Here is a 26,639-nt window from a genome sequence, read left to right as displayed (position 1 = left end):
GAGTACACCCATGTCTGACTCCGTCGTGCCTCAGGCCGACCCCAATCGCTGGAAGACGCTGGGCTTCATCGGCCTCGCCCAGCTGATGGTGGTGCTCGACGCCACCATCGTGAACATCGCGCTTCCCTCGGCCCAGAAGAGCCTCGGCTTCTCCGACGTCAACCGGCAGTGGGTCATCACCGCGTACGCGCTGGCCTTCGGTGGCCTGCTGCTCTTCGGTGGTCGCGTGGCCGACATGTGGGGCCGCCGCCGCACCTTCATGACCGGTCTGATCGGCTTCGCGCTGGCCTCCGCCGTCGGTGGTGCCGCGCAGAACTTCTCCATGCTGGTCGGCGCCCGCGCGCTGCAGGGCATCTTCGGCGCGCTGCTCGCGCCGTCCGCGCTCTCGCTGCTCACGGTGAGCTTCACCGAGGCCAAGGAGCGGGCCAAGGCGTTCGGCATCTACGGCGCCATCGCCGGTGGTGGCGGTGCCATCGGTCTGATCCTCGGCGGTGTGCTCACCGAGTACCTGAACTGGCGCTGGACCTTCTACATCAACGTGCCGTTCGCGATCATCGCGGTGCTGGGTGCGGTCTTCGTGATCCGCGAGCCGGCCGGCAACCGCAACCGCAACCCGCTCGACGTCCCCGGCGTGCTGCTGGTCTCCAGCGGTCTGGTGGCGCTGGTCTACGGCTTCACCGAGGCCTCCGAGAAGGGCTGGGGCGCGCACCTGACGGTCGGTCTGTTCATCGCGGCCGCGGTGCTGCTGATCTCCTTCGTGATCGTCGAGAGCCGGCTGCGCGCTCCGCTGCTGCCGCTGCGCGTGGTGACCGACCGCAACCGCGGTGGCTCGTACCTGGCGCTGGGCCTCGCGGTGATCGGCATGTTCGGTCTCTTCCTGTTCCTGACCTACTACATGCAGAACATCCTGGGCTACACCCCGGTCACCACCGGTGTGGCGTTCCTGCCCATGGTCGCCGGCATGATCACCGGCTCCACCCAGATCGGCGCCCGGCTGATGAACCGGGTCCCGGCCCGGTTCCTGATGGGCCCCGGCTTCCTGGTCGCGGCGGTCGGCATGGCGATCCTGACCCAGATCAAGGTCGACTCCTCGTACTGGCTGATCCTGCCCGGCCTGGTCCTGATGGGCCTCGGCATGGGTACCGCGTTCATGCCGGCGATGAGCCTGGCCACCTTCCGGGTGCGGCCGACCGACGCCGGTGTCGCCTCGGCGATGGTCAACACGTCGCAGCAGGTCGGCGGCGCCATCGGCACCGCGGCGCTGAGCACGGTGGCGACCAGCGCGACCAAGTCGTTCTTCACCAGCCACCACGTCAACCCGGCCCCGACGAAGGACCCGATGCAGCTGATGCTGCAGGCCCAGGGTGCGGTGGAGGGCTTCTCGCACGCGATCTGGTGGTCCTTCGGGTTCCTGCTGGTCGCCTCGGCGCTGGCCTTCGCGCTGCTGAACGGCGGCGGCAAGAGCAACCACATCGCGGCCGGTGCGGACGGCGAGGTCGCCGACGTCCCGGTGATGGCGCACTGACGCGCTGACAGTGGGCCCCGGGCCCGCCTGACGGCCTGTTCGACACCGGACGGCGCTGCTGCTTCCCCGATGGGGAGGGGGCGGCGCCGTTCGGTGTTTCGCGTGTGGGCGAAAGGTGGCGGGGGGTTTCGCGTGTGCGCGAAAGGTCGCCGGGGGTTTCGCGTACGTGGGAAGGGTGGCGGGGGGTTTCGCGTACGCGCGAAAGGTGGCGGGGGTTTCGGGTATGCGCGAAAGGTCGCCGGGGGTTTCGCGTACGTGCGAAAGGTGTGCGGGGGGTTTCGCGTACGCGCGAAACCTGCTGGACACTCCTCGCGGGTGCGTGATCGACTCGCCGGATCGATCGCCACCACCCCCTGGAGGATCCCGGATGACCGTCAGCCCCGTCTCCCCCCTGGACCGGTTGCGCCTCGCCGTCGAGCGCACGGCCGAACTGGTGCAGGGCCGTGCGGCCACTGGGTTGAGCCACGACGACGCCGACCCGGAGCACGGCACCATCGCCACCGACGGGGCGATCGGCTTCGACCCCGTACCGCTGCTCGCCGAACTCGACCGCCAGGGCGCGCCCGTCGTCGCCATCGGCCAGGTCGCCGGCATCCTGCACGGCTCCCTGGAGCTGACCGGAGACCTCGACCTGCTCTGGGACGGCGACCCCGCGCGGGCCGAGGCCATGGCCAAGGCCTTCGCCGCCGTCGGTGCCCGGCTCCTCGACGAGGAGGGCGCCGAACTCCCCTGCACACCCGAGGCTTTCGGAGCGCGCAAGCTCGACTACCGGACCCCGCAGGCCTCCGGCGACCTCTGCACCCCCGCGCTGCCCTGGGGCGAGCTGGACGTCGCCGGCTTCGCCGCTCGTGCGCTCACCACCCCCGGTCCGGACGGCACCCTGCTGCGCTACCTGCGGCGGGCCGACCTGATCGCGATGCGCCGGGCCATCGGCCGTCCCAAGGACCTGCGCCGGGCCGCCGAGTTGGAGCAGCTCGCCATCGTCCCCGCCGCTCCGCCCAAGCCGCGTCCCGGCGACCGGATCGCCGTGCTGTCCGCCGGTGCCGGTCTGCCGCAGATCTTCCCGCACCCGCACGAGCTGGGCCTGCGCCGCCTGCGCGAGGAGTACGGCCTGGAGCCGGTCGAGTACCCGACCACCCGGGTCCTCGGTGCCTCCCCCGAGGACCGGGCCGCCGACGTGAACGCCGCCTTCGCCGATCCCACCGTCAAGGCCGTGATCGCCACCATCGGCGGCGAGGACCAGATCACCGTGCTGCCCCATCTGGACCGCGAGTTGATCCAGGCCAACCCCAAGCCCTTCTTCGGCTACAGCGACAACACCAACCTGCTCCTGCTGCTGCGCAACCTCGGCATCGTGTCGTACCACGGCGCCAGCGTGATGGTGGAGCTCGGCCGGGGCGGCCGGGTGCACCCGGACACCGATGCCTCGCTGCGCGCCGCGCTCTTCGAGTCCGGGCCCTACGAGCTGCGGCCGGCCGAGCGGTTCGGCGACGAGAACCTGGACTGGAACCAGCCGGAGCTGCTCGCGGGCGAGCCGACGGACGAGCCCGGTACCGGCTGGTCCTGGCACGGGCCGGAGCGGGTGGTGGACGGGCCCGGCTGGGGCGGCAACCTGGAGATCCTCTCCTGGATGGCGATGGCCGACCGGGAGATCCGCCCCGTCGAGGAGTACGCCGGCGGCGTGCTGCTGCTGGAGACCTCCGAGGAGATGCCCGGCGGCGAGGAGGTCTTCCGGATCCTGCGCAACCTCGGCGAGCGCGGGCTGCTGCGACAGTTCCCGGCACTGCTGATGGGCCGGGCGAAGGCCTGGAACATCCTGGCTCCCCGCACTGCAGAGGAGAAGACCGCCTACCGCACCGCCCAGCGGGAGGCCGTGCTGCGGGCGCTGACCCAGTACGCGCCGGACACGATGGTGGTCTTCGACGTGGACTTCGGGCACACCGACCCGCAGACGGTGATGCCGATCGGCGGCCGGATCCGGGTGGACGGGGCGGCCAAGCGGATCACGGTCTGGTACTGACGGGGGCTTAGCCGTCCGGGGCTGAGCTGTCTGGGGATGGGCAGCTTAATACTGCGCATTATTGACGAGCCGTCAGCATTGATGTGGTGCGGCTAGGTTAATAATGCGCAGTATTAACGTGCTCCCGGCGTACCGTCAGCGCAGGCGCCCGACTACCGAGCTGAGGTCGGGCGCCAGCCGCAACTCGGTGGCGGCCAGTGCCGGGTGCTCCAGCCAGTGCAGTCGGGCGGCGTCCGGTCGGCCCTCGTGCAGGGGCGGCCACGTGGTGGCCGGGGTGAAGTCGTCGATCACCACCGTGCCGCCCGGAGCCAGCAGCCGCTCCGGATCCGCCGCGGCAGTCTCGTTCTTGCCCTGGCCGCCCCCGTCCAGCACCAGGAGGTCGAAGGGGCCGCCGCGCCGGTAGAGCGCCGTCCAGTCCGCGCAGACCACCTCCACCTGCGGCAGCCCCGCGAACACCTCCGCCGCCACCGCCGCCCGTGCCTCGTCCCGCTCCACGCTCAACAGCCGCACCCCGGGCGGGGCTCCGGTGGCCAGCCAGGCCAGCCCCACCCCGCACCCCGTCCCGGTCTCCGCGATCCAGCGCACCGCCCCCTGGGCGAGGGCGTGCAGCAGCCGCCCCTGTTCCGGCCGGCACGAGTTGTCGAACCCGTGGGCCTGCGCCGCCTCGACCGCCTTGCGCACCAACGGCGGCAGCTCCTTCGCCGCGCGATGCGCGTCCGTACCCCGAAGGGACACCGGTACCTCCCCGTCAACCGATCCATCGTTCTGACACTCACTCAACACCCGGACCGCCCCACCCCGCAGCTGACCGGGTGATTCCGCCTGTGTCGATCCGCCCGCCGCGTCGGCAGGTGTGCGGATTTCCGGACGATCTGCTGAGGAACCGCACCTGACGGAGGCACGGCGTGAGCACCTGGTCCCGGCGCATTTGGGCGATGATGATCGCGGCGGTCACGGCGCTGTTCGGGGCGGCGTCGGCCTCTGCCGGGCCGCGGCCGGCCGTCTACTTCGTGGATGCCAGCGACAACTACGCGTCGGTCCGCGACCCGCACACACTTCAGGAGAGCGCCCGGACGCCCCAGCACACGGTGTGGCTGGTGCTGGTGCGCGGCTGACCGGTGCTGGTGGGGCCGATAATGGCGTGGTGATCAACGAGCGTCTGCGCGTGGTGCTGGCCGAGGACTCCGTCGTGCTGCGGGACGGCATGGTCGAGTTGCTCGGTGCCCGTGGTTGTGAGGTGGTGGCCACCGCCGGGACGGGGTCCGAACTGCTCGCCGCCGTGGCCGAGCACCGGCCGAGCGTGGCGGTGGTGGACGTCCGGATGCCGCCCACGCACACGGACGAGGGCATCCGGGCCGCGGTCGAGATCCGGGCGAGCGCGCCGGGTGTCGGCATCCTGGTCTTCTCCCAGCACGTCGAAGCCTCCTGGGCCACCAGGCTGTTGGCGGACGGTGCGTCGGGCGTCGGCTACCTGCTGAAGGAGCGCGTCGCCCGCACCGCCGAGTTCGTGGACGCGCTGCGCCGGGTCGCCGCCGGGGGCACCGCGCTGGACCCGGAGGTGGTGGCCCAGCTGACGAGCAGTGGGCGACGCAGCAGGCTGGACGCCCTGACGCCGCGTGAGCGCGAGGTGGTGGAGCTGATGGCGCAGGGCCACTCCAACCGTTCCATCGCCGCGCTGCTGGTGGTGTCGGAGCGGGCGGTGGAGAAGCATGTCGCCGCCGTGTTCGGCAAGTTCGACCTGCCGGCGACGGAGGCGGACAACCGGAGGGTGAAGGCCGTGCTCACCTACCTGGCGGAGGGCGGTGGCTGACCGGTCGTCACAGACGGGACAGCCAGCCGTCACAGCCGGTTCGGCAGGTCGGCGGTGATCACGGTGGGCCCGCCCGGTGGGCTGATGATGCGTAGGGTGCCGTCCACCGCCGCCAGGCGCCCGGCGAGGCCGGTCAGGCCGGTGCCGGCGCCGAGCGCCGCGCCGCCGTGGCCGTCGTCGCGCACGGTCAGGCGGACCCGGTCGGCGGTGGTGGTCACCGTGACGGCGGCCGAGCGGGCGCCGCTGTGCTTGGCGATGTTGGTGAGCAACTCGGCGGTGCAGAAGTAGACGGCTCGTTCGATCGTCGGGTCCGGGCGCTCCGGAAGGTCCGGGAGGTCAAGTTGGAGCGTGACCGGGACGGGCGAAGTGGCGGTGAGCCCGGGCAGCGCCGCGCCGAGGCCGCCGTCGAGCGCCACCGGGTGGATGCCCCGGGTGAGGAGCCGGAGCTCGGCGATTGTGTCGTCGATCTGGCCGCGGGCTCGGCCGACCAGGGCCCGCATCCGCCCGAGGTCGGGGTTGGGGGTGGGGTCGGGGTCGGGGTCGGTCGAGGGAGCCAGTGCGTCCTCGGCCAGCGAGAGGGTGATGGCCAGGGCGACCAGCCGGGCCTGGGTGCCGTCGTGCAGGTCGCGCTCAAGCCGGCGGAGCTGGTCGGTGTTCTCCGCCAGCAGGGTGGCCCGGGCGGTCTCCAACTCCCGGACGCGCTGCTGCGCGCCGGCCGGGCTGAGCAGCAGCCGGGCGAGCCGGCGGTTCGCTCCGCTCAGCGTGCGGACCGCGCTGGGCACCGCGAGCAGCAGCATCAGGCCGAGGAGCACGGCGGTGGTGTCCAACCAGAGGGGTGACCACCGGTCGGATTCCAACAGCCTGTCCCAGAGCGGGAAGCCGACCAGCCAGACGCAGCCGAGCGGAAGCCCGACGGTGGCCACGAATCCGAGGACGCCGAGTGGCAGTCGCAGCAGCAGGTAGAGCAGCGTCCGCCAGGCCACCGGGTCGATCAGCACGACTCGGCCCCTGGCGATCACGCCTGCCGGGCGCGGCAGCGGGGCCGGCCGCTCGACGGTCTCGCCGAGCAGTCGGCCGGTCAGCCAGCGGTGCAGCGCCCCGAGACCACGCGTCCCCAGCAGCGCGGCGACCAGGAACGGCAGGCCGAGCACGGTGAGGGAGAGCAGCACCCCCGCGTACAGCACGGCGATCGCGTAGGCGCCGGCGAGCAGGGCGAGCGGCAGCCCGAGGACGGCGAACGCCCACTCGCCGCCCCGGACGGACAGGTACGCCCGCCGGGCGGGGGCGGCCGCGCCGACCGGGCCGCTGCGCTCAGTCACGGCCACCACCCACCAGCTCCGCCGCCGGGCCCCGCACCGCGCGCAGGCCGGTGAGCACGATGCCCGGAACGGTCAGCACCGCCGCACCCGTGACGATCCACCAGCAGGCGGCCGTGGGGACGGTGGGCACCGGCGAGCCGGTGACGGAGGTGCTGAACGCCGCCGAGGCGGCACCGGCGACCGCCGCGCCGAGCAGCACACCCACCGCCGCGGTGAGCACCGCCTCCACCGTCAGCATGCGCATCAACTGGGCCTGGGTGGCGCCGATCAGCCGCAGCAGCGCGAACTCGCGGCGCCGCTCGGCGGTCACGGCGACCAGGGTGTTCACGGTGGAGACGGCGGCGAAGCAGACCAGCATCGCCAACTCGGTCTGGCGCAGCCAGACATCCGTGCTCGATGCGGCGCTGGTCGCGGCCGCGCCGGCGGCGTGCTCGGCGGTGCTCGTCATGATCGACATGGTGCCTGACAAGCCCACCAGCAGGGCGACCGGCACGACGGCGGAGGACAACCGCCTCGCGTAGCCGCGCAGATTGGCGTCGGCCAGCCACCCCGCGCCGGGTGCCAGCGCACGCAACGGCGCGCCCAGCACCGCGGTCAGGGCGCGCGCCAGCAATGGTCCCGCCAGGGCCAGTGCGATCAGCAGCACCAGTGAGCCGAGTAGTGCGGCCTGCCCCGCCTTGTCCGCCTGCTCGGCCGGGCGCGTCGCGGCCAGCCGCAGCAGCAGGCTGCCGCCCGTCAGCGCGCTGGCCCCGGCGAGCAGGCGCACCACACCCGCGCGCCCCTGCTCGGTCGAGCTCGCGGCGAGCGCGGCCGCGGGTGCGATCCGGGAGATCCGCCGCGCCGCGACGGCCGAGGCCAGCAGGCCGACGGCGAGCGCCACGCCGAACGCGACAAGCATCGGCACCGTGGTCGCCGACACCCGCAGGCCCGGCGCCGCCATGCCCCGCCGCTGCAACTCGGTGAGGAACCGGCGGGCCGCCGCCGTGCCGACGACCCAGCCCGGTACGGCCACCAGCACCGTGATCGCGACCACCTGCCCGCGGACCAGCCGCCGGACCTGACGGGGCGTCGCTGCGACGGTGCGCAGCAGGGCCAGCTCGCGGTGCTGCTGGCGCAGTGCGAAGCCCAGCGCGTTGATCACGACGAAGAGCGCGACCAGGACGGCGATCTCCCCGAAGACCCCCGCGATCACCTTCGGCCCGGGCCCGGCGACCGCCTGCCGGGCGGGCGAGGGTCCGGAGCCGTCGGCGGCGAGGAGCGACCCGAAGAGCGTCATCGTCGCGAGGGCGAGGAAGAGCGCGACCGCCAGGCCGACGAAGGCGGCCGGACGCCGCCGCAACTGCCCGAGGACGAGCGCGGCCATCGCCCTCACCCGCCCATCCGGCTGAGGAGTTCGCCGACTCGGGCGGCCGTGGGCCGGCTCAGCTCCTCCACCAGCACGCCGTCGGCGAGCAGCAGCACCCGGTCGGCGTACGCCGCGGCGACCGGGTCGTGAGTGACCATCACACAGGTCTGCCCCTCCTGGTCCACGCCCGAGCGCAGCAGGTCGAGGACCTCGTGGCCGGTGGTCCGGTCGAGCGCGCCGGTCGGCTCGTCGGCGAAGAGCACCTGGGGACGGCAGACCAGTGCCCGGGCGATCGCCACCCGCTGCTGCTGCCCGCCCGACAGCTGGCCCGGCCGGTGCCGCTCGCGCCCGGCCAGCCCGACCCGGGCGAGCGCCTCCCGCACCCGCTCACGGTCCGGCCGCTCGCCCGCCAGCCGGCCGGGCAGCTCGACGTTCTGCGCGACCGTCATCGCGGGCATCAGGTTGAACGCCTGGAAGACGAACCCGACCCGGCTGCGCCGCAGTTGCGCCAGCCGACGCTCGGGCAGCCGGGAGACTTCGACGCCGCCCCAGAAGACCGACCCCCGGGTCGGCCGGTCGATGCCCGCGAGGCAGTGCAGCAGGGTGGTCTTCCCGGAGCCCGAGGGGCCCATCACCGCCGTGAACGTCCCGGGCGCGAAGTCGACCGACACCCCGCGCAGTGCCCGGACGGCGGCGCCACCGCGCCCGTAGTCGCGGTGCAGGTCCCGGGCCAGGGCGGCGGGTCCGGTCGCGAAGTCCTTGGTCATCTCAGCCATGCCCTCATCCTCGGCGAGCCGGGCGCGGCGATCGATCGTGCCAGCACCCGAATCCGGGGTTCGGTTTTCCGAACCCTCTCCGGGGGGCTGGACGGTCATCCCCTGGCGGAGTTCCAGCGCAGCCGATCTGACGAGTTGTCCGGACAACCGGGACTCACATCGAGGCGGCGATCGGGTGTCTGCACGGGGGTTCCGCTGTTCACCGCGGGCTGGGAGCATTCCTACCCACAGGTAACCAGACGACCCACTGGGAGGACCCGTGTCCCCGCTGTCGAGACGTGCTCTGCTTGGAACCGCCGTGGCCTCCGGCGCCGCCGTCGGGCTCGGCGGTCTGCCCGGTTCGGTGCCCGAGGCGCTCGCGGCGCCGATGGGGCCGGGGACGCTGGACGGCATCGAGCACGTCGTGGTGCTGATGCAGGAGAACCGGTCCTTCGACCACTACTTCGGGACGCTGAACGGCGTGCGCGGCTACGGGGACACCTCGCGGGTGCGGTTCCCGAACGGGTCGGACGTGCTGCAGCAGCGGCTGCTCGGCACGGTCGGCGGGACCACCCTGCTGCCCTGGCACCTGGACACCTCGACCAGCGACGCGCAGCGGATCTTCGACCTGGACCACTCCTGGGGCGGCACCCACAGCGCCTGGGCCAACGGCCAGTGGTGCAACTGGATCCCGGCCAAGACCTGGTACACCATGGGCTACTACCGCCGCCAGGACATCCCGTACCAGTACGCGCTGGCCGACGCGTTCACCGTCTGCGACCAGTACTTCTGCTCCGCGATGACCTCCACCGACCCGAACCGGCTCTACCTCTGGTCCGGGATGATCGACCCGGCCGGCACGCACGGCGGACCGGCCACCGACAACAGCAAGAGCGGCTTCACCTGGACGACCTACCCCGAGCGGCTGGAGGCGGCCGGCATCTCTTGGAAGGTCTACCAGCAGCAGGACAATTTCGACGACAACGCCTTGGCCTGGTTCAAGTCCTTCCAGACCGCGGCGCCCGGATCCGCGCTCTACGAGAAGGGCATGGCCCGGCGCGGCGCCGACGACTTCGCCAACGACGTGGCCAACGGCACGCTGCCCGCCGTCAGTTGGGTGGTCGCCCCGACCGCGCAGTCGGAGCACCCCAACTACCCGCCGGCGCAAGGGGCGGACTTCACCTCCACGGTGGTGCTGCAGGCGCTGGCCGCGCACCCGGAGGTCTGGGCGAAGACCGTGGTCTTCCTCAACTACGACGAGAACGACGGCTTCTTCGACCACGTGGTGCCGCCGGTCGCGCCCGACGGCACGCCGGACGAGTTCGTCAACGGGGCCCCGATCGGCCTCGGCCCGCGGGTGCCGATGATCGTGATCTCCCCGTGGAGCCGTGGCGGCAAGGTCAACTCCGAGGTCTTCGACCACACTTCGGTGCTGCGCTTCCTGGAGAACTGGACCGGCGTGAAGGAGACCAACATCTCCGCCTGGCGCCGCACGGTGTGCGGCGACCTGATGTCGGCCTTCGACTTCACCACCAGCAACCGCACCTTCCCCGCGCTGCCCGACACCAAGCAGCTGCTGGCCGACCTGGCCGCCCAGGACAAGCTGCTGCTGCCCCCGCTCTTCCCGCCGTTGATCCAGCAGCAGCCGCAGGTGGAGCCGGGCGACCGGCCGGCGCTACCGACCGGCTACCGGTTCGGCTCCTCCTCCCGGACCGACACCTCGAACGGGCAACTCTGGATCACCATCGACAACTTGGGCACGCTCGGCGCGGGCCTGTCGATGTACACGGTGAACCACCGGCAGTTCGGCGCCTGGCGCTACACGCTGCCGGTCGGCGGCAGCGTCAGCGATTTCTTCAGCGCGCTGGGCGTCAGTGGCGGCCCCTACGACATCGACGCGCACGGCCCCGACGGCTTCCTGCGCGGCTTCAAGGGCGACGTGCGTACCTGGAGCGACCCGACGAAGGGCCACCCGGAGGTCGCCTCGCAGGAGTCGGCGGACGGCGTGCTGCTCACGCTGACCAACCAGGGCGGCCGGGCGGTCACCTTCTCGGTCGGTGCCAATTCGGCTTTCGGGGCCGCTGGTTCGGCTGCAACGGTGGTCACCGTGCCGGCCGGCGGCAGCGCCGAGCGGCTGCTGGCGCCGACCGACGCGGGCCGGTACGACTACACCGTCACCGCCGACACCGGCGACGGCTTCGAGCGCCGGTTCGCGGGTCGCGTGCAGCCGTAGTCGTCGTCGAGGGTCAGACCCCGGCGAGGGCTCGGTCGAGGAGTGCGTGGAGGCGGTCGGTGGTCAGCGCCGGGTTGGCGGCCGCCGCCTCCGCGAGTTCGGGGTCGTCGAGCAGCCCGTCGAGCAGGTCGAGGGGGAGCAGCGGGTTGCGGGCGGCGGCCTGGCGGACCACCTCCGGGGTGGCGGCGTCGAGCAACTGGACGGGAGCCGCCGGGAGGGTGGGGTCGGCGGCGGCCAGCGCGCGGACCTCCGGATCCTGGTGAGTGAGCAGCGAACGCAGGCCGGTGCGCGGCAGGTTGGCGCGGGTGAGCAGGTAGTGCCGCTGGTCGGGGCAGGCGAGGAAGGCGTCGAGGACGATCCGCCCGGGCGCCGACGGGTGGTTGAGGGCGAGCAGGTGGCGGACCTCCGGGTCCGGGTCGTCGGCCAGGCGCTCGACGAGCTCCTCGGGAAGCTCGCCGCAGGTGGCGGCAACTCGGCGAAGCGTGGGATTGGTTGACGTCGCGCAGGCGGTGTACCAGGCCGGTTCCGGCTCGATGACCAGGTCGCGGACCGGGCCGACGCAGTCGGCGGTGTGGCCGATGACGCGGGTGACCGCGGCGCACTGCGGCCAGGTGCGCGGGAGCGGCTGCGCCAGTGTCCGGGTCCGGACGAATTCGTCCGAGTCGGCTGCTAGTGCAGCGAATTGATGCTCGGTCAGATCAGCCCGGGCGGCGATCAGGGCCCGTACCCCGGTGTCGGGATCGGTGGCCAGTGCGGCCACCGTCCCGGCGGGTGTGAACCGGTTGAGGGCCAGCGGCGTCAGGCCGCGCCGTTGGGCGAGGCACTGGTCGGCGACGTCCTGGGAGATCGCGTAGGCGTGCAGCCGGAACTGCCGGTCGCGACCGTCTTCCTCCGGCAGTTGGGCGGCCATCGCCCCGGGGTCGAGGTACTGGTCCTGCCGGCGGGCCTCGTCCCGCACCTCCTGGGCCGGGTCGGTCCGCAGTCGTGCCCGCTGCTCGGGGGTCAGCCAGGTCCACAGGGTGCTTGCCCAGCGGCGCAGTCCGGGGTTCGGGTGGGTCAGGGCCCGGTGGCGGAAGGCGGCCGGGATCTGCGAGGAGAACGAGAGCTCCTGCGCGATCTCGTTGGCGGTCAGCAAGCCGGGCTGGTCAGGCGCGGTGAGCAGGGTCTCCAACACGTCGTCGGGCAGCGGCGTTCCCCGGCCGAGCCGGGGGGACGGACCGCCGGCCAGGCTCGCGCGGACGAAGGCGTCCGGGTCGTTCACCAGTCGGCCGCGCTGGGCCGGCTCGGCGAACCGGTTGCGGGCGAACGCCTGCCGCACCGCCCGCTCCGGGTGCGCGAGGACCGCCTCGACCAGGTCGGCGGGAAGCGCACGCTCGCGGCAGAGCGCCTTCCAGGCGGGCTTGCCCTGCGGGGTCAGCAGGCGCAGCAGGACGTCGGAGGGTGCGGCCGGATTGGCGGCGACCCCGCGCAGCCAGGATTCCACGGGAACGGAGGGCATCCGGCCATCCTGGCAGCAGCCGCGCGGCCGCGTCGACGAGGATTGCCCGTCGACGCGGCCGCGCGGCGGGCTGGTCAGGCCTGGCGTCCGTCCAGGTTGGCACGGCGGCGGGCGGTGCGGCCGAGCGCGGCGCCGTCGAGGTGCCCCTCGCCGTGGGCGAGGTTGTCCAGCAGGTTGTCGCGCAGCAGGCCGGCGAGCGGCAGCGGCACCCGGTTGTCGGTGCCGGCCTCCAGCGCGAGGTTGACGTCCTTCAGCGCGAGGTCCAGCCGGAAGCCGGCCGGCTCGTAGCGGTCGGCCGCGATCTGGCCGCCGTAGCCCGCGTAGACCGGGCCGGGGAAGATGGTGCCGGTGATCACCTCCAGCAGGTCGCTCGCGGCCAGTCCGCCCGCCTCCGCGAGGGCGGCGGCCTCGGCGAAGGCCTCGACCGCCGAGAAGATCATGAAGTTCGCGCTGATCTTCGCCAGGTTGGCCGACTGCGGCTGCTCGCCCAGCCGGTAGGTGTGCCGGCCGATCGCCTCGAAGAGCGGGGCCACCCGGTCGACGAGCGCCTCGGGGCCCGCCGCCAGGATGTTGAGGTTGCCGGCGGCCGCCACGTCGGGTCGGCCCAGCACCGGTGCGGCGACGTACCCGATGCCGTGCCGCTGGTGCAGCTCGGCGGCCCGGACGGCGAGCGCGGGCGAGACCGTCGCCATGTTGACGTGCACCTCGGCGGTGGCGCCGGCCAGCAGTTGCTCGTCCAGCAGCAGCGTGGTGAACGCCTTGTCGTCGGCCAGCATCGAGAGCACCACCTCGTTGCCCAGCACCTCCGCGATGCTGCCGGCCGCCACCGCGCCCTGCTCGACCAGCTGCTTGACCGGCTCGGGCGACCGGTTCCACACCTGGACCCGGTGCCCCGCCGCGACGAGCTGGCCGGCCATCGCCCGCCCCATCGTGCCCAGGCCGATGAATCCCACGTTCATGCTCTGCTCCTCGTGATCCTCGTGAAGTGGTGCGTGGTCGGTGGTGCGTGGTCAGTGGTGCGTGGTCAGTGGTGCGTGGTCGGTGATCAGTGGTGGGTGATCAGTGGTGCGTGGTCAGGGCGTCCTGGAAGCCCAGGAGTTGATCTTAGGCACGGTCGGCCCGACGGCGGCGGCCGCAACCACGGCGGTAACGGCTGTACCTGGTACGTATGAGCAGGTATGTTCGTGCGCCGTGCAGTTCCCGTGTACGTGTTCCGATGACTGATGGAGCCTCATGACCGATATGCAGAGCGCCGCCCTGCTCAACCTGGCCCTCACCGCGATCACCATCCTCGCGCCGCTGGTCGGCGGCATCGTGGCCGCCATGGCGATCCGTCGCCGGGGGCGCAATGCCCGGCTGGCGATGATCGGCTGCCTGGTGATGGTGCCCGGGCCGATCGTGTCCGGCGTCGCCATGGCGCTGGGCTTCGGTTCGCTCGGCAACGCCATCGGCTACGGAGTGGCCGCCAACGTGCTCTCCGGGCTCGCCATGCCCTTCCACCTGGTCGGGCTCGCCCTGGTGCTCGCCGGGGCGCTGGCCGCGCCCGCGCAGCCGGCGGCCCCGGCGGTTCAGCCGGAAGCGATGCTGGGCGGGGAGCGGGCTGCCCGGTAGCGGCGGTCGGGTGACAGACTGTCGAGCGGTGGGCCATCGGGTGGGTCGCGTACTGGGGGAGCGATGTCCGAACGTGAGGCCGGTGCTGGAGCCAACCTCCTCGCCCGGATGCTGGGGGCGCTGGGCGGCGGGCAGGCCCGGCCGCCGGTGGAGCCACTGCCGACCGACCCGGTGATCACCAGCCGGGCGCTGAACGGACTGGAGCCCCGGCTGCGGAAGCGGTCGACGGTGCCGGTCGAGCACCTGCTGCGGGCGGCGGTCGTCACGGGTCGGACGCCCGGTGAAGTGGCCCAGCGGTTGCTGGAGTTGGGCTTCCGGCCGGCTGAGGCGCCGGCGGACGACGCGGTGCGTCCGGGCGACCGGAAGCTGATCAGCGTGCGGCACGACGGGAAGCCCGGCTGGCTCCCGCTCGGCCTGCGGGTCCAGTACCACGAGGTGCTCGCCGCCGCCTCCGCCAGCGGCACCACACCCGCGCAGGCCGTCGACCGGTTCGGGGAGCTCGGCTACCGGGTCGCCCCGGCCCGGTTCCCGGCCGTCCTCCAGCCGCACGACCTCGTCCTGGTCTCCCGCGACCTGGACGGTCGGGAGCCGTGGCTGCCGCTGGACGGTGACGTCAAGGTCGGCCACCTGTCGCGGGCCGCCGTGGTCACCGGGGAGCCACCGGCCGAGCTCGCGCACCGCCTGCTCGAACTCGGCTACCGGGTACCGGCCGAGCTGCCCACGGACGTGGTCCGGCCGGGCGACCGGACGCTGCTGAGCCGGGACCTCGACGGCCGGCCGCCCTGGCTGCGCCCCACCGTGCAGGTGGACGTCGAGCGCCTGCTGGCCACGGCCGTCGCCACCGACAGCACGCCGCGCCGGGTGGCGGTCCGGTTCGGCGAGCTGGGTTACCAGGTCACCAAGGCCGAACTGCCCGGCATCGCGCGGCCCCACGACACCCTGCTGCTGAGCCGCGACTTGGACGGTGGCCAGCCTCAGCTGACGCACGGTCAGCGAATCTCCTCCGGGCACCTGTTGCGGGCGGCCGTCGTCACCGCCCAGAAGCCGAGCGAAGTGGCGCAGCGGATGGTGGAGTTGGGGTTCCGTCCGGAGGAGGCGCCGGCGGACGACGCGGTCCGGCCGGGGGACCGCGAGCTGATCAGCGCTGGCCACGACGGGAACCCGCCCTGGCTGAGGACCGGCCAACCGCTGCAACTCGGTGCCGTGCTGGTCGCGGCGCTCGCCACGAACACCGCACCACGGCAGGTCGCCGACCGGCTGGAGCAGCTCGGCTACGAGGTGCCGAAGACCGGGATCCCGGAGCAGGTACGGACGGTCGACCCGGTGCTGCTGAGCCGGGACCTGGACGGGCGGGTGCCCTGGCTGCGGGACGACATGGCGGTCCCCGGTCGCCACCTGTTGCGGGCAGCGATCGTGGCGGAGCGCCTGACGGTCCGCGAAGCGGCGCAACGGTTGCGGGAGTTGGGTCACCGGACCGCCGCCGGGGCGTCGCTCGACGAGCCGGTGCGGCCGGGCGACCGGCAGTTGATCAGCGACAGCCATGACGGGAAGCCGCCCTGGCTGAAGCCCGGGTCGCCGGTCCAACTCGGCTGGCTGCTGGCCGCGGCGTCTGCCACCGGCACGGGCCCGCGGGAGGCCGCGGCCCGGCTCAAGCAGCTGGGCTACGACGTGCCGGAGAGCGGACTCCCGGAGCGGGTGGACAGGTCCGATCTGGTGCTGGCGAGCCGGGATCTGAACGGGCGCCGGCCCTGGCTGGCGCACACCGATCTGGTGAAGGCCGGCCACCTCGTTCGCGTGGCCGCCGTGACGGGCCGTGGGATCGAGGAAATCGCGCTGAGGGTAGCGGAGTTGGGCTTCCGGGTGGCCAAGGTGGCGGCCACGGCGCGGGTGTTGCCGACGGACCGGCAGCTGCTCAGCGAACGGGGTGACGGAGCGGCACCGTGGCTTAGGCCCGGTTCGCCCGTGCCGCTGGGCCGGATCCTGTCGGCCGCCCTCGCCGCCGGTGCCACGCCGCGCGAGGTCGCCCTGCGGCTGGCGGAGCTCGGCCACGAGCTCCCCGGTACGCAGCTGCCGCCGCTCGTCGAGCCTGCCGACCTGGTCCTGATCAGTCGTCATGCCGACGGCGCGGCACCGTGGTTGCCGATCGAGGACGTCGTTCCGGCGCGCCATCTCCAGCAGGCCGCCCTCGCAGCCGACCGCTCGCCGGAGACGGTGGTCGCCCGCCTGCGGCAGCTGGGCTACACGGTCGACTGAGGGGTGGGCCATCGGTCAGGCGCCCGCCGGGGTCGCCCGGTCGGCCGGGTACGGGCTGTGCATCGTCAGGTAGCGGATCTCCAAGTCCTGTTCCAGGTAATCCATCCGGCGCTCCCAGAAGTCCCGCAGGTGGGGCAGGGCGAGGTGGGCGTTCAGGTCCTCCTCGCTGCGCCACGCCTCGTAGAAGACGAAGAGCCCGGGGGTGTCCCGGTCCTCGTGGAAGTGGTACTCCAGGCAGCCGGGCTCCTGCCGGGTCGGCTCGACGAAGGAGAGCAGCAGCTCGCGCAGGTCCTGCGCGCGCTCGGGCTTGGGGCGGGCGGTTCCGACGAGGGTGAAGGGCTGGGGCACGGCGCGGTCCATCCGTAGGCGTCCATGAGCACTGCGTTCATGGGCAAGGCGTTCAGAGGTAGGCGTTCAGAGGTAAGAGAATTCTCGTACCTCGGACGCTAGCAATCCGAGAAGGTACGATGCAAGTCATACCTAGCTACCGGGAGGACGAGCGATGCCCGACGAGGAGGGACACCCCGAGACGGCGGAGATCGCCCTCGGTCCGGTCCTGGCGGCACTCGCCGACCCCAATCGCCGCCGCGTCGTCCGCGAACTGGCGCTGGCCCCCGCCGGCGAGGCCCGGACCTGCGTCTCCTTCGGCCTGCCGGTCAGCAAGGCCACGCTGACCTACCACTTCCGGACCCTCCGCGAGGCCGGGCTGATCCGCCAGGTCAGCCGGGGCAACAGCCGGACGGCCACGCTGCGCCGCGCGGAGATCGATCAGCTCTTCCCGGGCCTGCTCGCGATCATCGCGGAGGAACGAGGCGACGGACAGGCGGAGGAGTGAGCGCTCAGCGCGGCCGCACCCAGCTCGGCCGCCAGGTCCCGGCGGCGTCCAGGCCGGGTGTCGTCGCGGTGAGGTGCTCGCGGAGCGTGGGCAGCGCCGGGTGCGGGTTGTCGCGGTGCCACAGGAGCGAGTGCGGGTAGACGGGCACCGGGTCGATCACCGGGATCCGCCGCAGGCCGTGTCCGGCCGGCCAGACCAGGCGGGTGTGCCCGCCCATGAAGGTGGCCAGCGCCGGGGTGTCGGCGATGGTGTCGAGCAGCGCGTCGGAGCCGAAGTTGGGGCCGGTCGCCTCGATGGTGAGGCCGAACTCGGCGACCAGGTCGTCGTAATAGGCCCCCCACTCGGTGCCGGGAACGATGCCGGGCATCCAGATCCGGTGCCCGACCAGGTCGGCGAGGGTCACCGACCGGGCGGCGGCCAGCGCGTGGCCGGGGCCGGTGAGCAGTTCGAGCGGCTCGTCGACCACCCGGGCCGACTCGATGTCCTCGGGCAGCCGCCGACCGGGCATGGCGACGGCCCGGAAGGAGGCGTCGATCGTGCCGGACCGGATGGCGGTGACGGCCGTCTCGATCTCGAACAGCATCAGCACGTCCAGGTCGATCTCCGGGTGCGCGCCGTGGAAGTCGCGCATCAGGCCCGACGCCGCACCGCGCGAGGAGATCACGTCGACGCGCAGCGGACGGCGGCCGGCGCGCACGGAGGCGACGGCGCGCTCGGCGACCCGCAGCAGCTCGCGGGCGTGCGGCAGGAACGCCCGCCCGTCGATGGTGAGCTCGGCGCCACGGGGCGCGCGGGTGAACAACCGCACGCCGAGGTCCCGCTCCAGTGCGGCGATCCGCTTGGAGACGGCCTGCTGGGTGATCGACAGGTCGGTCGCGGCCTTCTGGAACTGGCCCGCGTCGGCGACGGCGACGAAGGTGCGCACGGCTTCGAGATCCACGCCGCCACCCTAATGAACAACAGATGGTTGTGCGGCGTGGGTGAACCGGTTGTTTGACCTGCCGCTGTCCGGCCCGGTTAGCTCTCAGCGGTCAACGCCGGTTTGTCCGGTGATCGGGACGGGATATCGACGGATGTCGAGGGAGCGGGCTGAGCATGATGGCCAGGCGGCGGTTGGGCCGGCAGTTCGGCTGGCTGTGGGCGGCCTACGCCGTGAGCGCCTACGGCTCCGGGCTGGGGTTCGGCGCGCTCCCGCTGATCGCCGTGCTCGCCCTGCACGCCAGCCCCGCCGAGGTGTCGGCGCTGTCCGCCGTCGGGCCCGTGGTCGGCGCGCTGATTGCGGTGCCGCTCGCGCCGTGGGTTGAGTTCCGGCGCAAGCGCCCCGTCATGATCGCGATGGACCTCGCCCGGTTCGCGGCCATGGCGACGATCCCGATCGCCTACGCCTTCGGCCGGCTCGGCTTCGGCCAGCTGCTCGCGGTCTCGGCCGTGATCGCCGCCGCCAAGATCGCGTTCAACGCCGCCAGCGGCGCCCACCTCAAGGCCCTCGTCCGGGCCGAGGACCTGCTGGTGGCCAACGCCCGCTTCGAGTCCACGAACTGGAGCTCCATCGCGATCGGCCCCCCGCTGGGAGGGGCGGCGATCGGCCTGTTCGGGCCGGTCACCACCGTGGTGGCCGACGCGCTCAGCTACCTGCTCTCCGCGCTGGGCATCACCGCGATCCGGGGCCGGGAGGAGGTGCCGCAGCCCGCCGACCAGGGCCGGGCCGGGGCCGGCGCGGTGCTCGACGGCTGGCGGCACATCATGGGCGACCCCGGCCTGCGGGCGCTCTACCTCAACAACATGCTGGTCGGTGGCCTGATCATGGCCACCGAGCCGGTGCTCTCCGTCCTGCTGCTGCGCCAACTCGGCTTCCCACCCTGGCAGTACGGCCTCGCCTTCGCGCTGCCCTGCCTCGGCGGACTGATCGGCTCCCGGCTGGCCCGCCGGGTGGTGACCCGGTACGGCCGGGACCGGGTCTTCCGGACCGTCGGCACCCTGCGGGCCGTCTGGCTGATCGGCCTGGCCTTCGTCCGCCCCGGCGTCATCGGCCTGATCACCGTGATGGCCGTCGAGTTGGCGATCATCATCAACATGAGCCTGTACAGCCCCGTGCTCGCCACCTACCGGCTCGAACGCACCCCCAAGCACCTCGTCGCCCGCACCCTGTCGGCCTGGTCGATCGGCCAGCAGGCATCCATCGCCCTGTGCACCGCGCTCGGCGGACTGCTCGCGGACGTGACCAGCCCGCGCACCGTCCTGGCCGTGGCGGGACTGCTCATCCTGGGCACGCCGTTCCTGCTGCCCTGGCGGGCACAGACGGCGCAGCACGAACCGGAGTTGGCCCGGACTCCCGCCTGAGGTACTGCCCCGGCCTTGCGGAAGAGCGCAGAGCCTACGGCGGGCTGGGGTAGAGGCGGAGGAGGTGGGGGCCGTCGGGGAGGGTGAAGGTGAGCGCCACCTCCGGCTCCCGGGCCAGGCGTTCGCGCATGTACTGCTCGGAGCGCGGGCGGGCGAGGATCAGCTCGAACGCGCAGCAGTGCGCGGGATCGAGCGGGAGCAGCCGCATCGACTCCCAGGTGGCGGCGAGCGCGTCGGCCAGCTGCGGGAACCTGGCCGGGCAGGTGATGCCGGTGAGTTCGACGACCACCGGCCCCTCGATGTAGCCGCCGCTCACGGCGCGGCGCCGGCCGGGCTCGGCGCGCAGACGCACCAGACGCGCTTGCCGACGCCTTCGCGCGGCCCCCAACCCCAGGCGTTGGCCAGCTTGCTGACCAGGTGCAGCCCGTAGCCGGACTCGGCGGCGGAGAGCGCCCGCAATTGCGGCGGCAGGTCGGAGGCGTCCTCGACGGAGACGATCAGTCGCTCCTCGTCCGCCTCCAGCGAGAGCTTGATCAACTGCCCGCGCTGGGTGCCGTGTTGCAGCGCGTTCGTGACCAGCTCACTGACCAGCAGCTCGCCGGTGTCGGAGAAGCGCGCGCCGTTGGGCAGGGCGGCGAGGAACTCGCGCAGCTGCTGCCGGGCGAGGCGCGGGGTCCGCTTGCTGTACGGCAGCCAGAAGTGCTGCTGGGCAGTGGGGGACGGAGGCTGGGAAACGGCTTCAGGCATGGCAAAGCTCCCTTGCAGCAAGGCTGTTGGATGTCCGGCCTGTGGCATGAGGATGCCCGGTGACGGATCGTCAAGATCACGTTCCGTGTGGAGGTCTCCACGGCGAGTAGCATGCTCTCCAGTTGTGATCGATTGCAAGTGCAGATTGCTTGCACTTCCAGAAATCGCTAAGCGGTTCGATCGACTGGGAGGGGGTGGCAGACTGTGTATCCACGCACACGACCAGGGAGGGTGACGGGTGGACAGTCCAACCGTGCTGCGTCGTAGGCTCGGCTCCGAGCTGCGAGAGTTGCGAAATCGGGCGGGACTCACCGGCAAAGACGTCGCCGACGCGCTGGACTGGTCCGCGAGCAAGGTCAGCCGCATCGAGAGCGGTGAAGTCGGCCTGCGCGAACGGGATGTGCGGCCGATGCTGGCGCTTTACGGGGTCAGCGACCCGAACGAGATCAAGCAACTGACGTCGCTCGCGCGGAAGAGTCGGCAGCCCGGTTGGTGGCAGAGCTACGGCGATGCACTTCCGGAGTGGTTCAAGGCGTATGTCGGCCTTGAAGAGGATGCATCTGCTATCCGTACCTATGAGTCGGAGTTGGTGCCGGGACTGCTGCAGACCGAGGAGTACTTTCGCGCTGTGGTTCGCGCGACCGTGCCGGTGAGCTACGAGGAGGCGGCGGACGCTGGGGATCGCCGGATCGCTTTGCGGATGCAGCGTCAGGAAATCCTTTCCCGCCCCAATCCTCCGTTGCTCTGGGCCATCATCAATGAAGCCGTGCTGAGACGCCCGGTTGGGTCGCCCGAGGTCATGCGAGCTCAGCTGGAACACCTGGCCGATGTAGCGGATGCGCGGCAGAACGTCATGGTCCAGGTCCTCCCGTTCAGTGCCGGCGCACATCCCGCCATGACTCAGTCCTTCTCACTGCTTTCGTTCAAGGACATCCCCGGAAGCATCGTCTATTCCGAATCGCCGACGAGCAGCACCTATACAGAGAAACCAGCGGATACGGAGTATCACCAGAGGGTCTTTGACCGGCTCATGGCCTCGGCGGTCCAGCCTGAGAAGTCGGTCCTCTGGTTGCGCGACGTTGCAAAGGAGTACATGAAGTGACGCGGAACCCTACGGCTGTCGTGTGGCGAAAGTCCTCGTTCAGTGGTGGCACTGGTGGCAACTGCCTTGAGGTGGCGGTGGGAACCCCCGGCGCCGTCCCCGTGCGCGACAGCAAGGACCCGCATGGTCCCGCCCTTGTCTTCGGACCCGACGCCTGGAGTGCGTTCGTGGCGAAGGTGCGCGCGGGGGGCTTGCACGCGCAGGCGTGAGCCCTATCAGATGCTAATGACCCCGGTCCGTCGACCGGGGTCATTGCACTTGCATCCGGCTCCCGCTCCGGCTCAGTGCTGGATCGGCGGGCAGTAGCCGGTGTTGGCGCCGATCGAGTTGATTTCCGCGTTCGACCGGGGGTCGCCCGCGTAGTTGATCTGGTCGGTGCACTTCACGCCCGGCTTGTTCGGGGTGCCCGAGGGCGTGGCGGCGCCGCTCTTCTCCGGGGTCGGGCAGTGGCCGGTGTTGGCGCCGATGGAGTTGATCTCGGCGTTGGAGCGGGGGTCCCCGGCGTAGTTGATCTGGTCCGTGCACTTCTCGCCGGCTGTCGCCTTCGGCGTGCCCGACGGCTTGGTGTGCGCCGGGCTGGCCGGGCTGGCTGCGACAGGTGCAGCGGCAGCGGGCGAGTCGGCGGCGGCGGGCGTGCCGGCGGCGGGGGAGGCGGGGGCCACCGGGCTGGCGGCGGCGGGCGGCGCGGCCTTGGGGGAGCTGTCGTTGCCGCAGGCGGTGAGCGACAGGCCGACAGCGACGGCGACGAGGGTGACTGCCGACAGCTTCCGAACGCGCATGGTTTTTTCCTCTTCCGGCCGAGCTTCCCGCTCCGGTGAACGGGCCTTCCGTGAAGCATGACGCGGTGAGCAGCCGCCGCCGTTCAACGCCGCGGCGTGCCGGGACATGTCTGTGACAAATCGACAGAACCCCTGTGACATGCGGTTTCGGGCGGGGCGTCAGAACTGGGAGGCGGCGCGGGACCCCCGCCACTACGCTCCGCTGCATGGGTGGGATCGACGTGGTCAACGGCGTGGCCGGCGCCGTCATCGGGATGCTGGTCGCGGTGCTGTTCCAACAGCCGCTGCAGGACGCGTGGTTCAGGCTGCGCAGGCGCTGGTTCGGCGCGGTCCGCAGCCGCTGGACCAAGGAGGTGTCCAGCCCGTCGTGGTCCACCTTCTCGCTCGGCCCGCTGCGCACCACGGCGCTGATCGTCGAGGGCGACGGCGAAACGCCCATCCCCGCCGAGGGCGTGCACATCCAGGTGCTCGACGGCGAGACCGGGCTGCCCGCGGAGATCGCGCACTGGTGGGAGGAGATCGAGGCCGAGAGCGCCCGGCTCCAGGAGGAGGGGCGGACGCCGATCTGGAACGGCCCCCGGTACGCCGTCGAGTCGTTCGCCGTCTCCCGCACGCCCACCGAGGAGCAGCCGGAGGTTCGCCTGCGGCTGCGGCCGACGGACTACTACACCTTCCTCGCCGCCCAGCAGCTCGACCGCCGACTGCCCGACGGCAGTACCCTGCGCTCCCGCCACCTCGACCCCGACCGCCCGCTCGACGCACCGGCGTTCTTGCAGTGCAGCCTGGGCGTGAACGTCGCGGTGGTGACCGCCGACGACATGCTGGTCGTCACCCGGCGCAGCAACCGTGTCCGGACCGGGCCGGGCATCTGGAACTCCTCGGTCAACGAGGGGCTGTCACGGCACATCGACTCCGCCGGGCGGAGCGCGCCGGTGCTCCACGCGGTCGCCCGGCGCGGCATGCGGGAGGAACTCGCGCTGGAGCCGCACGAGTACTCCCTCGAACTCCTGGCCTTCGTGCTGGACGTGGAGCGGCGCCAGTGGGCCGTCCACTTCTACGCGCGCCTCAACGAGCTGACCCACCAGGGATTGCAGGACCGGTTGAGCCGGGGAGTGGCGGACCGGTGGGAGCAGGAGACCATCGACTACGTCCCGTTCCGCGCGGCGACGGTCGCCGGGTACCTGCTGCACCCCGACCGCATCCACCACTGGGCCCCGGTGGCCCCGGCCCTGTTCCACCTGGCCCTGGTCCACGTGTACGGACGGGCGGCGGTGGAACGGGCCGAGGCACAGGCCGTCCGACGCCTGTAAGTTCGTCGGTTCCCCTCCCCGGCCGGCCGGCCGGGCTACGCCTGCGGTGCCAGGATCACCACGTCCAGCCGCCGGGGACCGTGCACCCCCTCGACCCGCTCCAGCTCGATGTCACTCGTCGCGGACGGCCCGGAGATCCAGGTCTGCGGGCGGGCCGGGTCGAGCAGCGGCAGGGCCTGCGGGACGGCGGCGACGACCTGGTCGGCGCGGATCACGCAGATGTGGTGGTCCGGGACCAGGGTGAGCCGGCGGCGTCCCTGGGCGGCGCCGGCGTCGAGCACGATCGTGCCGGTCTCGGCGATGGCCAGCGCGCAGCCGGTCAGCGCCGTGTCGGTGCGTTCCAACCGATCAGGCGTCAGATCGGCGCCGTCGACGAGGAGTTCGACGTTGCCGAGCTCGCCGGTCCAGGCGTCCGGCAGGTCGGCCGGGACGGCCAAGGTCCGCGAGCCGTGGGCCTTGAGCAGCTCGGCGAGCGTGGCCGGGAGTTCGGCGGCGGTGGAGCGGTGCACCACGGCCCGGTAGTCGGCCAGGTTCTCGGCGAGCAGGTCGAGCAACTCCGGGACGGGCAGCTCGGCGTGTGCCGTGCGGTAGCCGCGGGTGGGCTCGGGCGGCTCGGGGTGGTCGGCCAGGGCAGTGCGGATCCGGGCGAGGACCCGTTCGCGGGAGCCGGTCGTCGGGCTCATCAGTTCGCTCCGTCCTGCTGGTCGCGATCGGTCGGCTCGGTCCGCGCGTTCGGCGCGTTCGGCTTGTTCCGGTCGCTCTGGTCGGGGGTCCGCTCTTTCCACCAGCTGCGGAACGACTGTTCGGGCAGGGGCGGCAGGTCGCGGCTGTCCGTCCACGCCTTCGCCGCCCCCGGCAGGGGCAGTCGGCGCGGCTGGACGCCCCGGGCGAGTCGGCTGGCCTTCAGCGCCGTCGAGTACGCGGCCGGGTGGTCCAGCAGCCAGCTCGCCGACTTCATCGCCGCCCGCTCCAACCGGTGCCCCGCGCCGCCCTGTTCGGCCACCTTCTCGCGCAGGTGCACCAGCACCTCCGGGATGTCGATCGCCACCGGGCAGACCTCGTAGCAGGCGCCGCACAGCGAGGACGCGTACGGCAGCGAGGCGTCCACCTCGCTCTGCAGGCCGCGCAGTTGGGGGGTGAGGATGGCGCCGATCGGGCCCGGGTAGGGGGAGCCGTAGGCGTGTCCGCCGGCCCGCTCGTACACCGGGCAGACGTTCAGGCAGGCCGAGCAGCGGATGCAGCGCAGCGCCTGGCGGCCGACCTGGTCGGCGAGGGTGTCGGTGCGCCCGTTGTCGAGCAGCACCAGGTGGAAGTCTGATGGTCCGTCACCGTCCGCGGCGCCGGTCCAGGTCGAGGTGTACGGGTTCATCCGCTCGGCGGTCGAGGAGCGGGGCAGCAGTTGGAGGAAGACCTCCAGGTCCTGCCACGTCGGCACGACCTTCTCGATGCCCACCACCGAGATCAGGGTCTCCGGCAGGGTCAGGCACATCCGCCCGTTGCCCTCGGACTCCAGCACCACCAGCGTCCCGGTCTCCGCGACCAGGAAGTTCGCGCCGGAGACGGCGACCTTGGCGCGCAGGAATTTCTCCCGCAGGTGCAGCCGCGCCGCCTCCGCCAGGTCGGCCGGGGTGTCGGTCAGGCCCTCCGGGGCCGGGCGGCCCCAACTGGCCATGTTGTCGCGGAAGATCTCGCGGATCTCGCCCCGGTTGCGGTGGATCGCCGGGACCAGGATGTGCGAGGGCAGGTCGTCGCCCAACTGCACGATCAGCTCGGCTAGATCGGTCTCGTAGGCGGTGATGCCCTCGGCGGCGAGCGCCTCGTTGAGCCCGATCTCCTGGGTGGCCATCGACTTGACCTTGACCACCTCGCGCTCGCCGGTGGCCTTCACCAGGTCCGCGACGATCCGGTTCGCCTCGGCGGCGTCGGCCGCCCAGTGCACCGTGCCGCCGGCTGCCGTGACCGCCGCCTCCGCCTGCACCAGGTACTCGTCCAGCCGGGCCAGCGTGCGGTCCTTGATCTGCTTGCCGGCGAGCCGGAGTTCGGCCCAGTCGTCCAGCTCGGCGACCGCGCGGGCGCGCTTGTCGCGGATGGTGTGGGTGGCGTGGGTGAGGTTGGCGCGCATCTGGCGGTTCTGCGTGGAGACGGCGGCGGCCTTCGGGAAGGCGGGCATGCCGATGAAGGTGCGGCTCATGCGGACACCACCAGGCTCTCGGTCGGGCCGTCGGTCGGGCCATTGGTCGGGCGCGTGGGCGGGCCATCCGGAAGGTCTTCGGTGGCGGCCAGGATCTCCGCGATGTGCAGTGCCCGCAGTGGCTCGTCCTGACGGTGCAGCAGACCGCCCAGGTGCATCAGGCAGGAGTTGTCGGCGCCGCAGAGCACCTCGGCGCCGGTGGACCGGGCGTTGCGCACCTTGTCCTGCCCCATCGCGGTGGAGACGGCGGCGTTCTTCACCGCGAAGGTGCCGCCGAAGCCGCAGCACTCCTCGGCGCCCGGCAGCTCCACCAGGTTCAGCCCGCGCACCGCCTGCAGCAGCCGGCGCGGCCGGTCGCCCAGACCGAGCATCCGCAGGCCGTGGCAGGACGGGTGGTAGGTGACGGTGTGCGGGAAGGACGCGCCGACGTCGGTGACGCCCAGCACGTCCACCAGGAACTCGGTCAGCTCGTGCACCTTGGGCACCAGGGCGCCGGCCGCCCGTTCGAGTGCGGTGCCGCGCCCCTCCGCGCGTGTCCTGGCGCCGATCCGGGGGTAGTTGTCCCGCACCATCGCGGCGCACGAACCGGAGGGGGTGACCACGTGGTCGTAGTCGGCGAACACCTCGGCCATCCGGCGCACCAGCGGCTCGGTCTCCCGCCGGTACCCGGTGTTGTACTGCGGCTGCCCGCAGCAGGTCTGCCCCGTCGGGAAGTCCACCTCGACGCCGAGGCGTTCGAGCACGGTCACCACGGCGCGCCCGGTGTCCGGGTACAGGGCGTCGTTGACGCAGGTCAGGAAGAGTGCGACACGCATGGAGGTCCTCGGGTCGGCCATTCTTTGGTCTGACCATACACCCGGAGGGGCTGATTCCGCGTGTGGTCGGTGCGTGATCCGGGTGAGCGGAGCGGTGCGGCGCTCGTCTCGTCTCGACTCGAACGGGCGGCGGCCGCGACACCTGCCGCCC

At 72.2% G+C, this 26,639-nt stretch carries 26 protein-coding genes; 12 read left to right on the top strand and 14 right to left on the bottom strand.

Going from position 1 to position 26,639, the window contains the following annotated elements:
• Nucleotides 1-10: 10 nt before the first annotated feature.
• Together FHX73_RS02225 and FHX73_RS02220 are read left to right on the top strand one after the other, a co-directional pair.
• Entirely contained in the window at nt 11-1,525 is a 1,515-nt protein-coding gene (locus tag FHX73_RS02225; RefSeq protein WP_145902997.1) for an MFS transporter, read from the top strand.
• Between the two features lie 979 nt (nt 1,526-2,504).
• Nucleotides 2,505-3,545 carry a S66 family peptidase gene (locus FHX73_RS02220; RefSeq protein ID WP_246213754.1) on the top strand — a complete coding sequence of 347 codons (1,041 nt, stop codon included), beginning with the start codon at nt 2,505-2,507 and terminating at the stop codon, nt 3,543-3,545.
• A 135-nt stretch (nt 3,546-3,680) separates the two neighbouring features.
• Here FHX73_RS02220 and FHX73_RS02215 read toward each other — a convergent pair whose 3' ends face one another.
• Nucleotides 3,681-4,280 carry an O-methyltransferase gene (locus tag FHX73_RS02215; protein WP_145902996.1) on the bottom strand — a complete coding sequence of 200 codons (600 nt, stop codon included), beginning with the start codon at nt 4,278-4,280 and terminating at the stop codon, nt 3,681-3,683.
• Between the two features lie 170 nt (nt 4,281-4,450).
• Here FHX73_RS02215 and FHX73_RS02210 point away from each other — a divergent pair, with 170 nt between their 5' ends.
• Together FHX73_RS02210 and FHX73_RS02205 are read left to right on the top strand one after the other, a co-directional pair.
• Complete coding sequence (locus tag FHX73_RS02210; protein WP_145902995.1) at nt 4,451-4,660, top strand: hypothetical protein; 210 nt, start codon at nt 4,451-4,453, stop codon at nt 4,658-4,660.
• Between the two features lie 29 nt (nt 4,661-4,689).
• Nucleotides 4,690-5,355, top strand: a complete 666-nt coding sequence (locus FHX73_RS02205; RefSeq protein ID WP_145902994.1) for a response regulator transcription factor — start codon at nt 4,690-4,692, stop codon at nt 5,353-5,355.
• Nucleotides 5,356-5,384: 29 nt separating this feature from the next.
• Here FHX73_RS02205 and FHX73_RS02200 read toward each other — a convergent pair whose 3' ends face one another.
• Genes FHX73_RS02200 through FHX73_RS02190 form a run of 3 tightly spaced genes read right to left on the bottom strand, consistent with a single transcriptional unit; the run spans nt 5,385 to nt 8,795 of the window.
• Nucleotides 5,385-6,674 (bottom strand): sensor histidine kinase, encoded by a 1,290-nt coding sequence (locus FHX73_RS02200; RefSeq protein ID WP_145902993.1) that lies wholly within the window; start codon nt 6,672-6,674, stop codon nt 5,385-5,387.
• On the bottom strand, nt 6,667-8,037 hold the full coding sequence (locus FHX73_RS02195) for an ABC transporter permease (RefSeq protein ID WP_145902992.1): 1,371 nt from the start codon (nt 8,035-8,037) through the stop codon (nt 6,667-6,669). Before FHX73_RS02195 ends, FHX73_RS02200 begins: the two co-directional genes overlap by 8 nt.
• 5 nt (nt 8,038-8,042) lie before the next feature.
• Nucleotides 8,043-8,795, bottom strand: a complete 753-nt coding sequence (locus tag FHX73_RS02190; protein ID WP_145902991.1) for an ABC transporter ATP-binding protein — start codon at nt 8,793-8,795, stop codon at nt 8,043-8,045.
• Nucleotides 8,796-9,093: 298 nt separating this feature from the next.
• Here FHX73_RS02190 and FHX73_RS02185 point away from each other — a divergent pair, with 298 nt between their 5' ends.
• Nucleotides 9,094-11,007: a phosphocholine-specific phospholipase C gene (locus FHX73_RS02185; RefSeq protein WP_246213307.1), complete on the top strand. Its 1,914-nt coding sequence runs from the start codon at nt 9,094-9,096 to the stop codon at nt 11,005-11,007.
• Nucleotides 11,008-11,020: 13 nt separating this feature from the next.
• Here the strand turns inward: FHX73_RS02185 and FHX73_RS02180 are convergent, their stop codons facing one another.
• Both FHX73_RS02180 and FHX73_RS47480 read right to left on the bottom strand, forming a co-directional pair.
• Nucleotides 11,021-12,505, bottom strand: coding sequence for a hypothetical protein (locus FHX73_RS02180; RefSeq protein ID WP_145902989.1), 1,485 nt, complete (start codon nt 12,503-12,505; stop codon nt 11,021-11,023).
• A 74-nt stretch (nt 12,506-12,579) separates the two neighbouring features.
• Nucleotides 12,580-13,464, bottom strand: a complete 885-nt coding sequence (locus FHX73_RS47480; RefSeq protein WP_145902988.1) for an NAD(P)-dependent oxidoreductase — start codon at nt 13,462-13,464, stop codon at nt 12,580-12,582.
• A gap of 274 nt (nt 13,465-13,738) precedes the next feature.
• Between FHX73_RS47480 and FHX73_RS02170 the strand changes: the two genes are divergently transcribed.
• Together FHX73_RS02170 and FHX73_RS02165 are read left to right on the top strand one after the other, a co-directional pair.
• Complete coding sequence (locus FHX73_RS02170) at nt 13,739-14,116, top strand: hypothetical protein (protein ID WP_145902987.1); 378 nt, start codon at nt 13,739-13,741, stop codon at nt 14,114-14,116.
• A gap of 63 nt (nt 14,117-14,179) precedes the next feature.
• Complete coding sequence (locus FHX73_RS02165) at nt 14,180-16,369, top strand: wHTH domain-containing protein (RefSeq protein ID WP_145902986.1); 2,190 nt, start codon at nt 14,180-14,182, stop codon at nt 16,367-16,369.
• A gap of 15 nt (nt 16,370-16,384) precedes the next feature.
• Here the strand turns inward: FHX73_RS02165 and FHX73_RS02160 are convergent, their stop codons facing one another.
• Complete coding sequence (locus FHX73_RS02160; protein ID WP_425461357.1) at nt 16,385-16,729, bottom strand: putative quinol monooxygenase; 345 nt, start codon at nt 16,727-16,729, stop codon at nt 16,385-16,387.
• A 142-nt stretch (nt 16,730-16,871) separates the two neighbouring features.
• On the opposite strand from FHX73_RS02160, the gene FHX73_RS02155 reads away from it, so the two are divergent.
• On the top strand, nt 16,872-17,204 hold the full coding sequence (locus tag FHX73_RS02155) for an ArsR/SmtB family transcription factor (protein WP_145902985.1): 333 nt from the start codon (nt 16,872-16,874) through the stop codon (nt 17,202-17,204).
• 4 nt (nt 17,205-17,208) lie between these two features.
• Here FHX73_RS02155 and FHX73_RS02150 read toward each other — a convergent pair whose 3' ends face one another.
• A complete protein-coding gene (locus FHX73_RS02150; protein ID WP_145902984.1) occupies nt 17,209-18,144 on the bottom strand; it encodes a LysR family transcriptional regulator in 936 nt (311 codons plus the stop codon).
• A 155-nt stretch (nt 18,145-18,299) separates the two neighbouring features.
• On the opposite strand from FHX73_RS02150, the gene FHX73_RS02145 reads away from it, so the two are divergent.
• Complete coding sequence (locus tag FHX73_RS02145; protein ID WP_211786115.1) at nt 18,300-19,544, top strand: MFS transporter; 1,245 nt, start codon at nt 18,300-18,302, stop codon at nt 19,542-19,544.
• Nucleotides 19,545-19,578: 34 nt separating this feature from the next.
• On the opposite strand, the gene FHX73_RS02140 is transcribed toward FHX73_RS02145, so the two are convergent.
• Both FHX73_RS02140 and FHX73_RS44435 read right to left on the bottom strand, forming a co-directional pair.
• On the bottom strand, nt 19,579-19,860 hold the full coding sequence (locus tag FHX73_RS02140; protein WP_170304809.1) for a hypothetical protein: 282 nt from the start codon (nt 19,858-19,860) through the stop codon (nt 19,579-19,581).
• The gene (locus tag FHX73_RS44435; RefSeq protein WP_170304808.1) at nt 19,857-20,291 is read right to left on the bottom strand and encodes an ATP-binding protein; all 435 of its coding nucleotides are present in this window, start codon (nt 20,289-20,291) and stop codon (nt 19,857-19,859) included. The genes FHX73_RS02140 and FHX73_RS44435 overlap by 4 nt, the downstream gene beginning before the upstream one ends.
• A 238-nt stretch (nt 20,292-20,529) precedes the next feature.
• On the opposite strand from FHX73_RS44435, the gene FHX73_RS02130 reads away from it, so the two are divergent.
• Together FHX73_RS02130 and FHX73_RS02125 are read left to right on the top strand one after the other, a co-directional pair.
• Nucleotides 20,530-21,393: a helix-turn-helix domain-containing protein gene (locus tag FHX73_RS02130; RefSeq protein WP_211786114.1), complete on the top strand. Its 864-nt coding sequence runs from the start codon at nt 20,530-20,532 to the stop codon at nt 21,391-21,393.
• Nucleotides 21,390-21,602 (top strand): DUF397 domain-containing protein, encoded by a 213-nt coding sequence (locus FHX73_RS02125; RefSeq protein WP_145902980.1) that lies wholly within the window; start codon nt 21,390-21,392, stop codon nt 21,600-21,602. The genes FHX73_RS02130 and FHX73_RS02125 overlap by 4 nt, the downstream gene beginning before the upstream one ends.
• A 72-nt stretch (nt 21,603-21,674) precedes the next feature.
• Here the strand turns inward: FHX73_RS02125 and FHX73_RS44430 are convergent, their stop codons facing one another.
• Nucleotides 21,675-22,172, bottom strand: coding sequence for a hypothetical protein (locus FHX73_RS44430; protein ID WP_170304784.1), 498 nt, complete (start codon nt 22,170-22,172; stop codon nt 21,675-21,677).
• Nucleotides 22,173-22,378: 206 nt separating this feature from the next.
• On the opposite strand from FHX73_RS44430, the gene FHX73_RS02120 reads away from it, so the two are divergent.
• Nucleotides 22,379-23,482: an NUDIX hydrolase gene (locus FHX73_RS02120; RefSeq protein WP_145902979.1), complete on the top strand. Its 1,104-nt coding sequence runs from the start codon at nt 22,379-22,381 to the stop codon at nt 23,480-23,482.
• 35 nt (nt 23,483-23,517) lie between these two features.
• Here the strand turns inward: FHX73_RS02120 and FHX73_RS02115 are convergent, their stop codons facing one another.
• From FHX73_RS02115 to FHX73_RS02105, 3 genes are read right to left on the bottom strand one after another with little or no spacing between them, the layout of a single operon-like run.
• Complete coding sequence (locus FHX73_RS02115; protein ID WP_145902978.1) at nt 23,518-24,165, bottom strand: LutC/YkgG family protein; 648 nt, start codon at nt 24,163-24,165, stop codon at nt 23,518-23,520.
• Nucleotides 24,165-25,673, bottom strand: coding sequence for a lactate utilization protein B (locus FHX73_RS02110; RefSeq protein ID WP_145902977.1), 1,509 nt, complete (start codon nt 25,671-25,673; stop codon nt 24,165-24,167). Before FHX73_RS02110 ends, FHX73_RS02115 begins: the two co-directional genes overlap by 1 nt.
• Entirely contained in the window at nt 25,670-26,488 is an 819-nt protein-coding gene (locus FHX73_RS02105) for a (Fe-S)-binding protein (RefSeq protein ID WP_145902976.1), read from the bottom strand. Before FHX73_RS02105 ends, FHX73_RS02110 begins: the two co-directional genes overlap by 4 nt.
• Nucleotides 26,489-26,639: the final 151 nt, after the last annotated feature.

Origin of the sequence: Kitasatospora viridis (assembly GCF_007829815.1) — a bacterium.
GTDB classification, from domain to species: domain Bacteria; phylum Actinomycetota; class Actinomycetes; order Streptomycetales; family Streptomycetaceae; genus Kitasatospora; species Kitasatospora viridis.
This window is presented reverse-complemented; position numbering and strand designations above follow the sequence as displayed.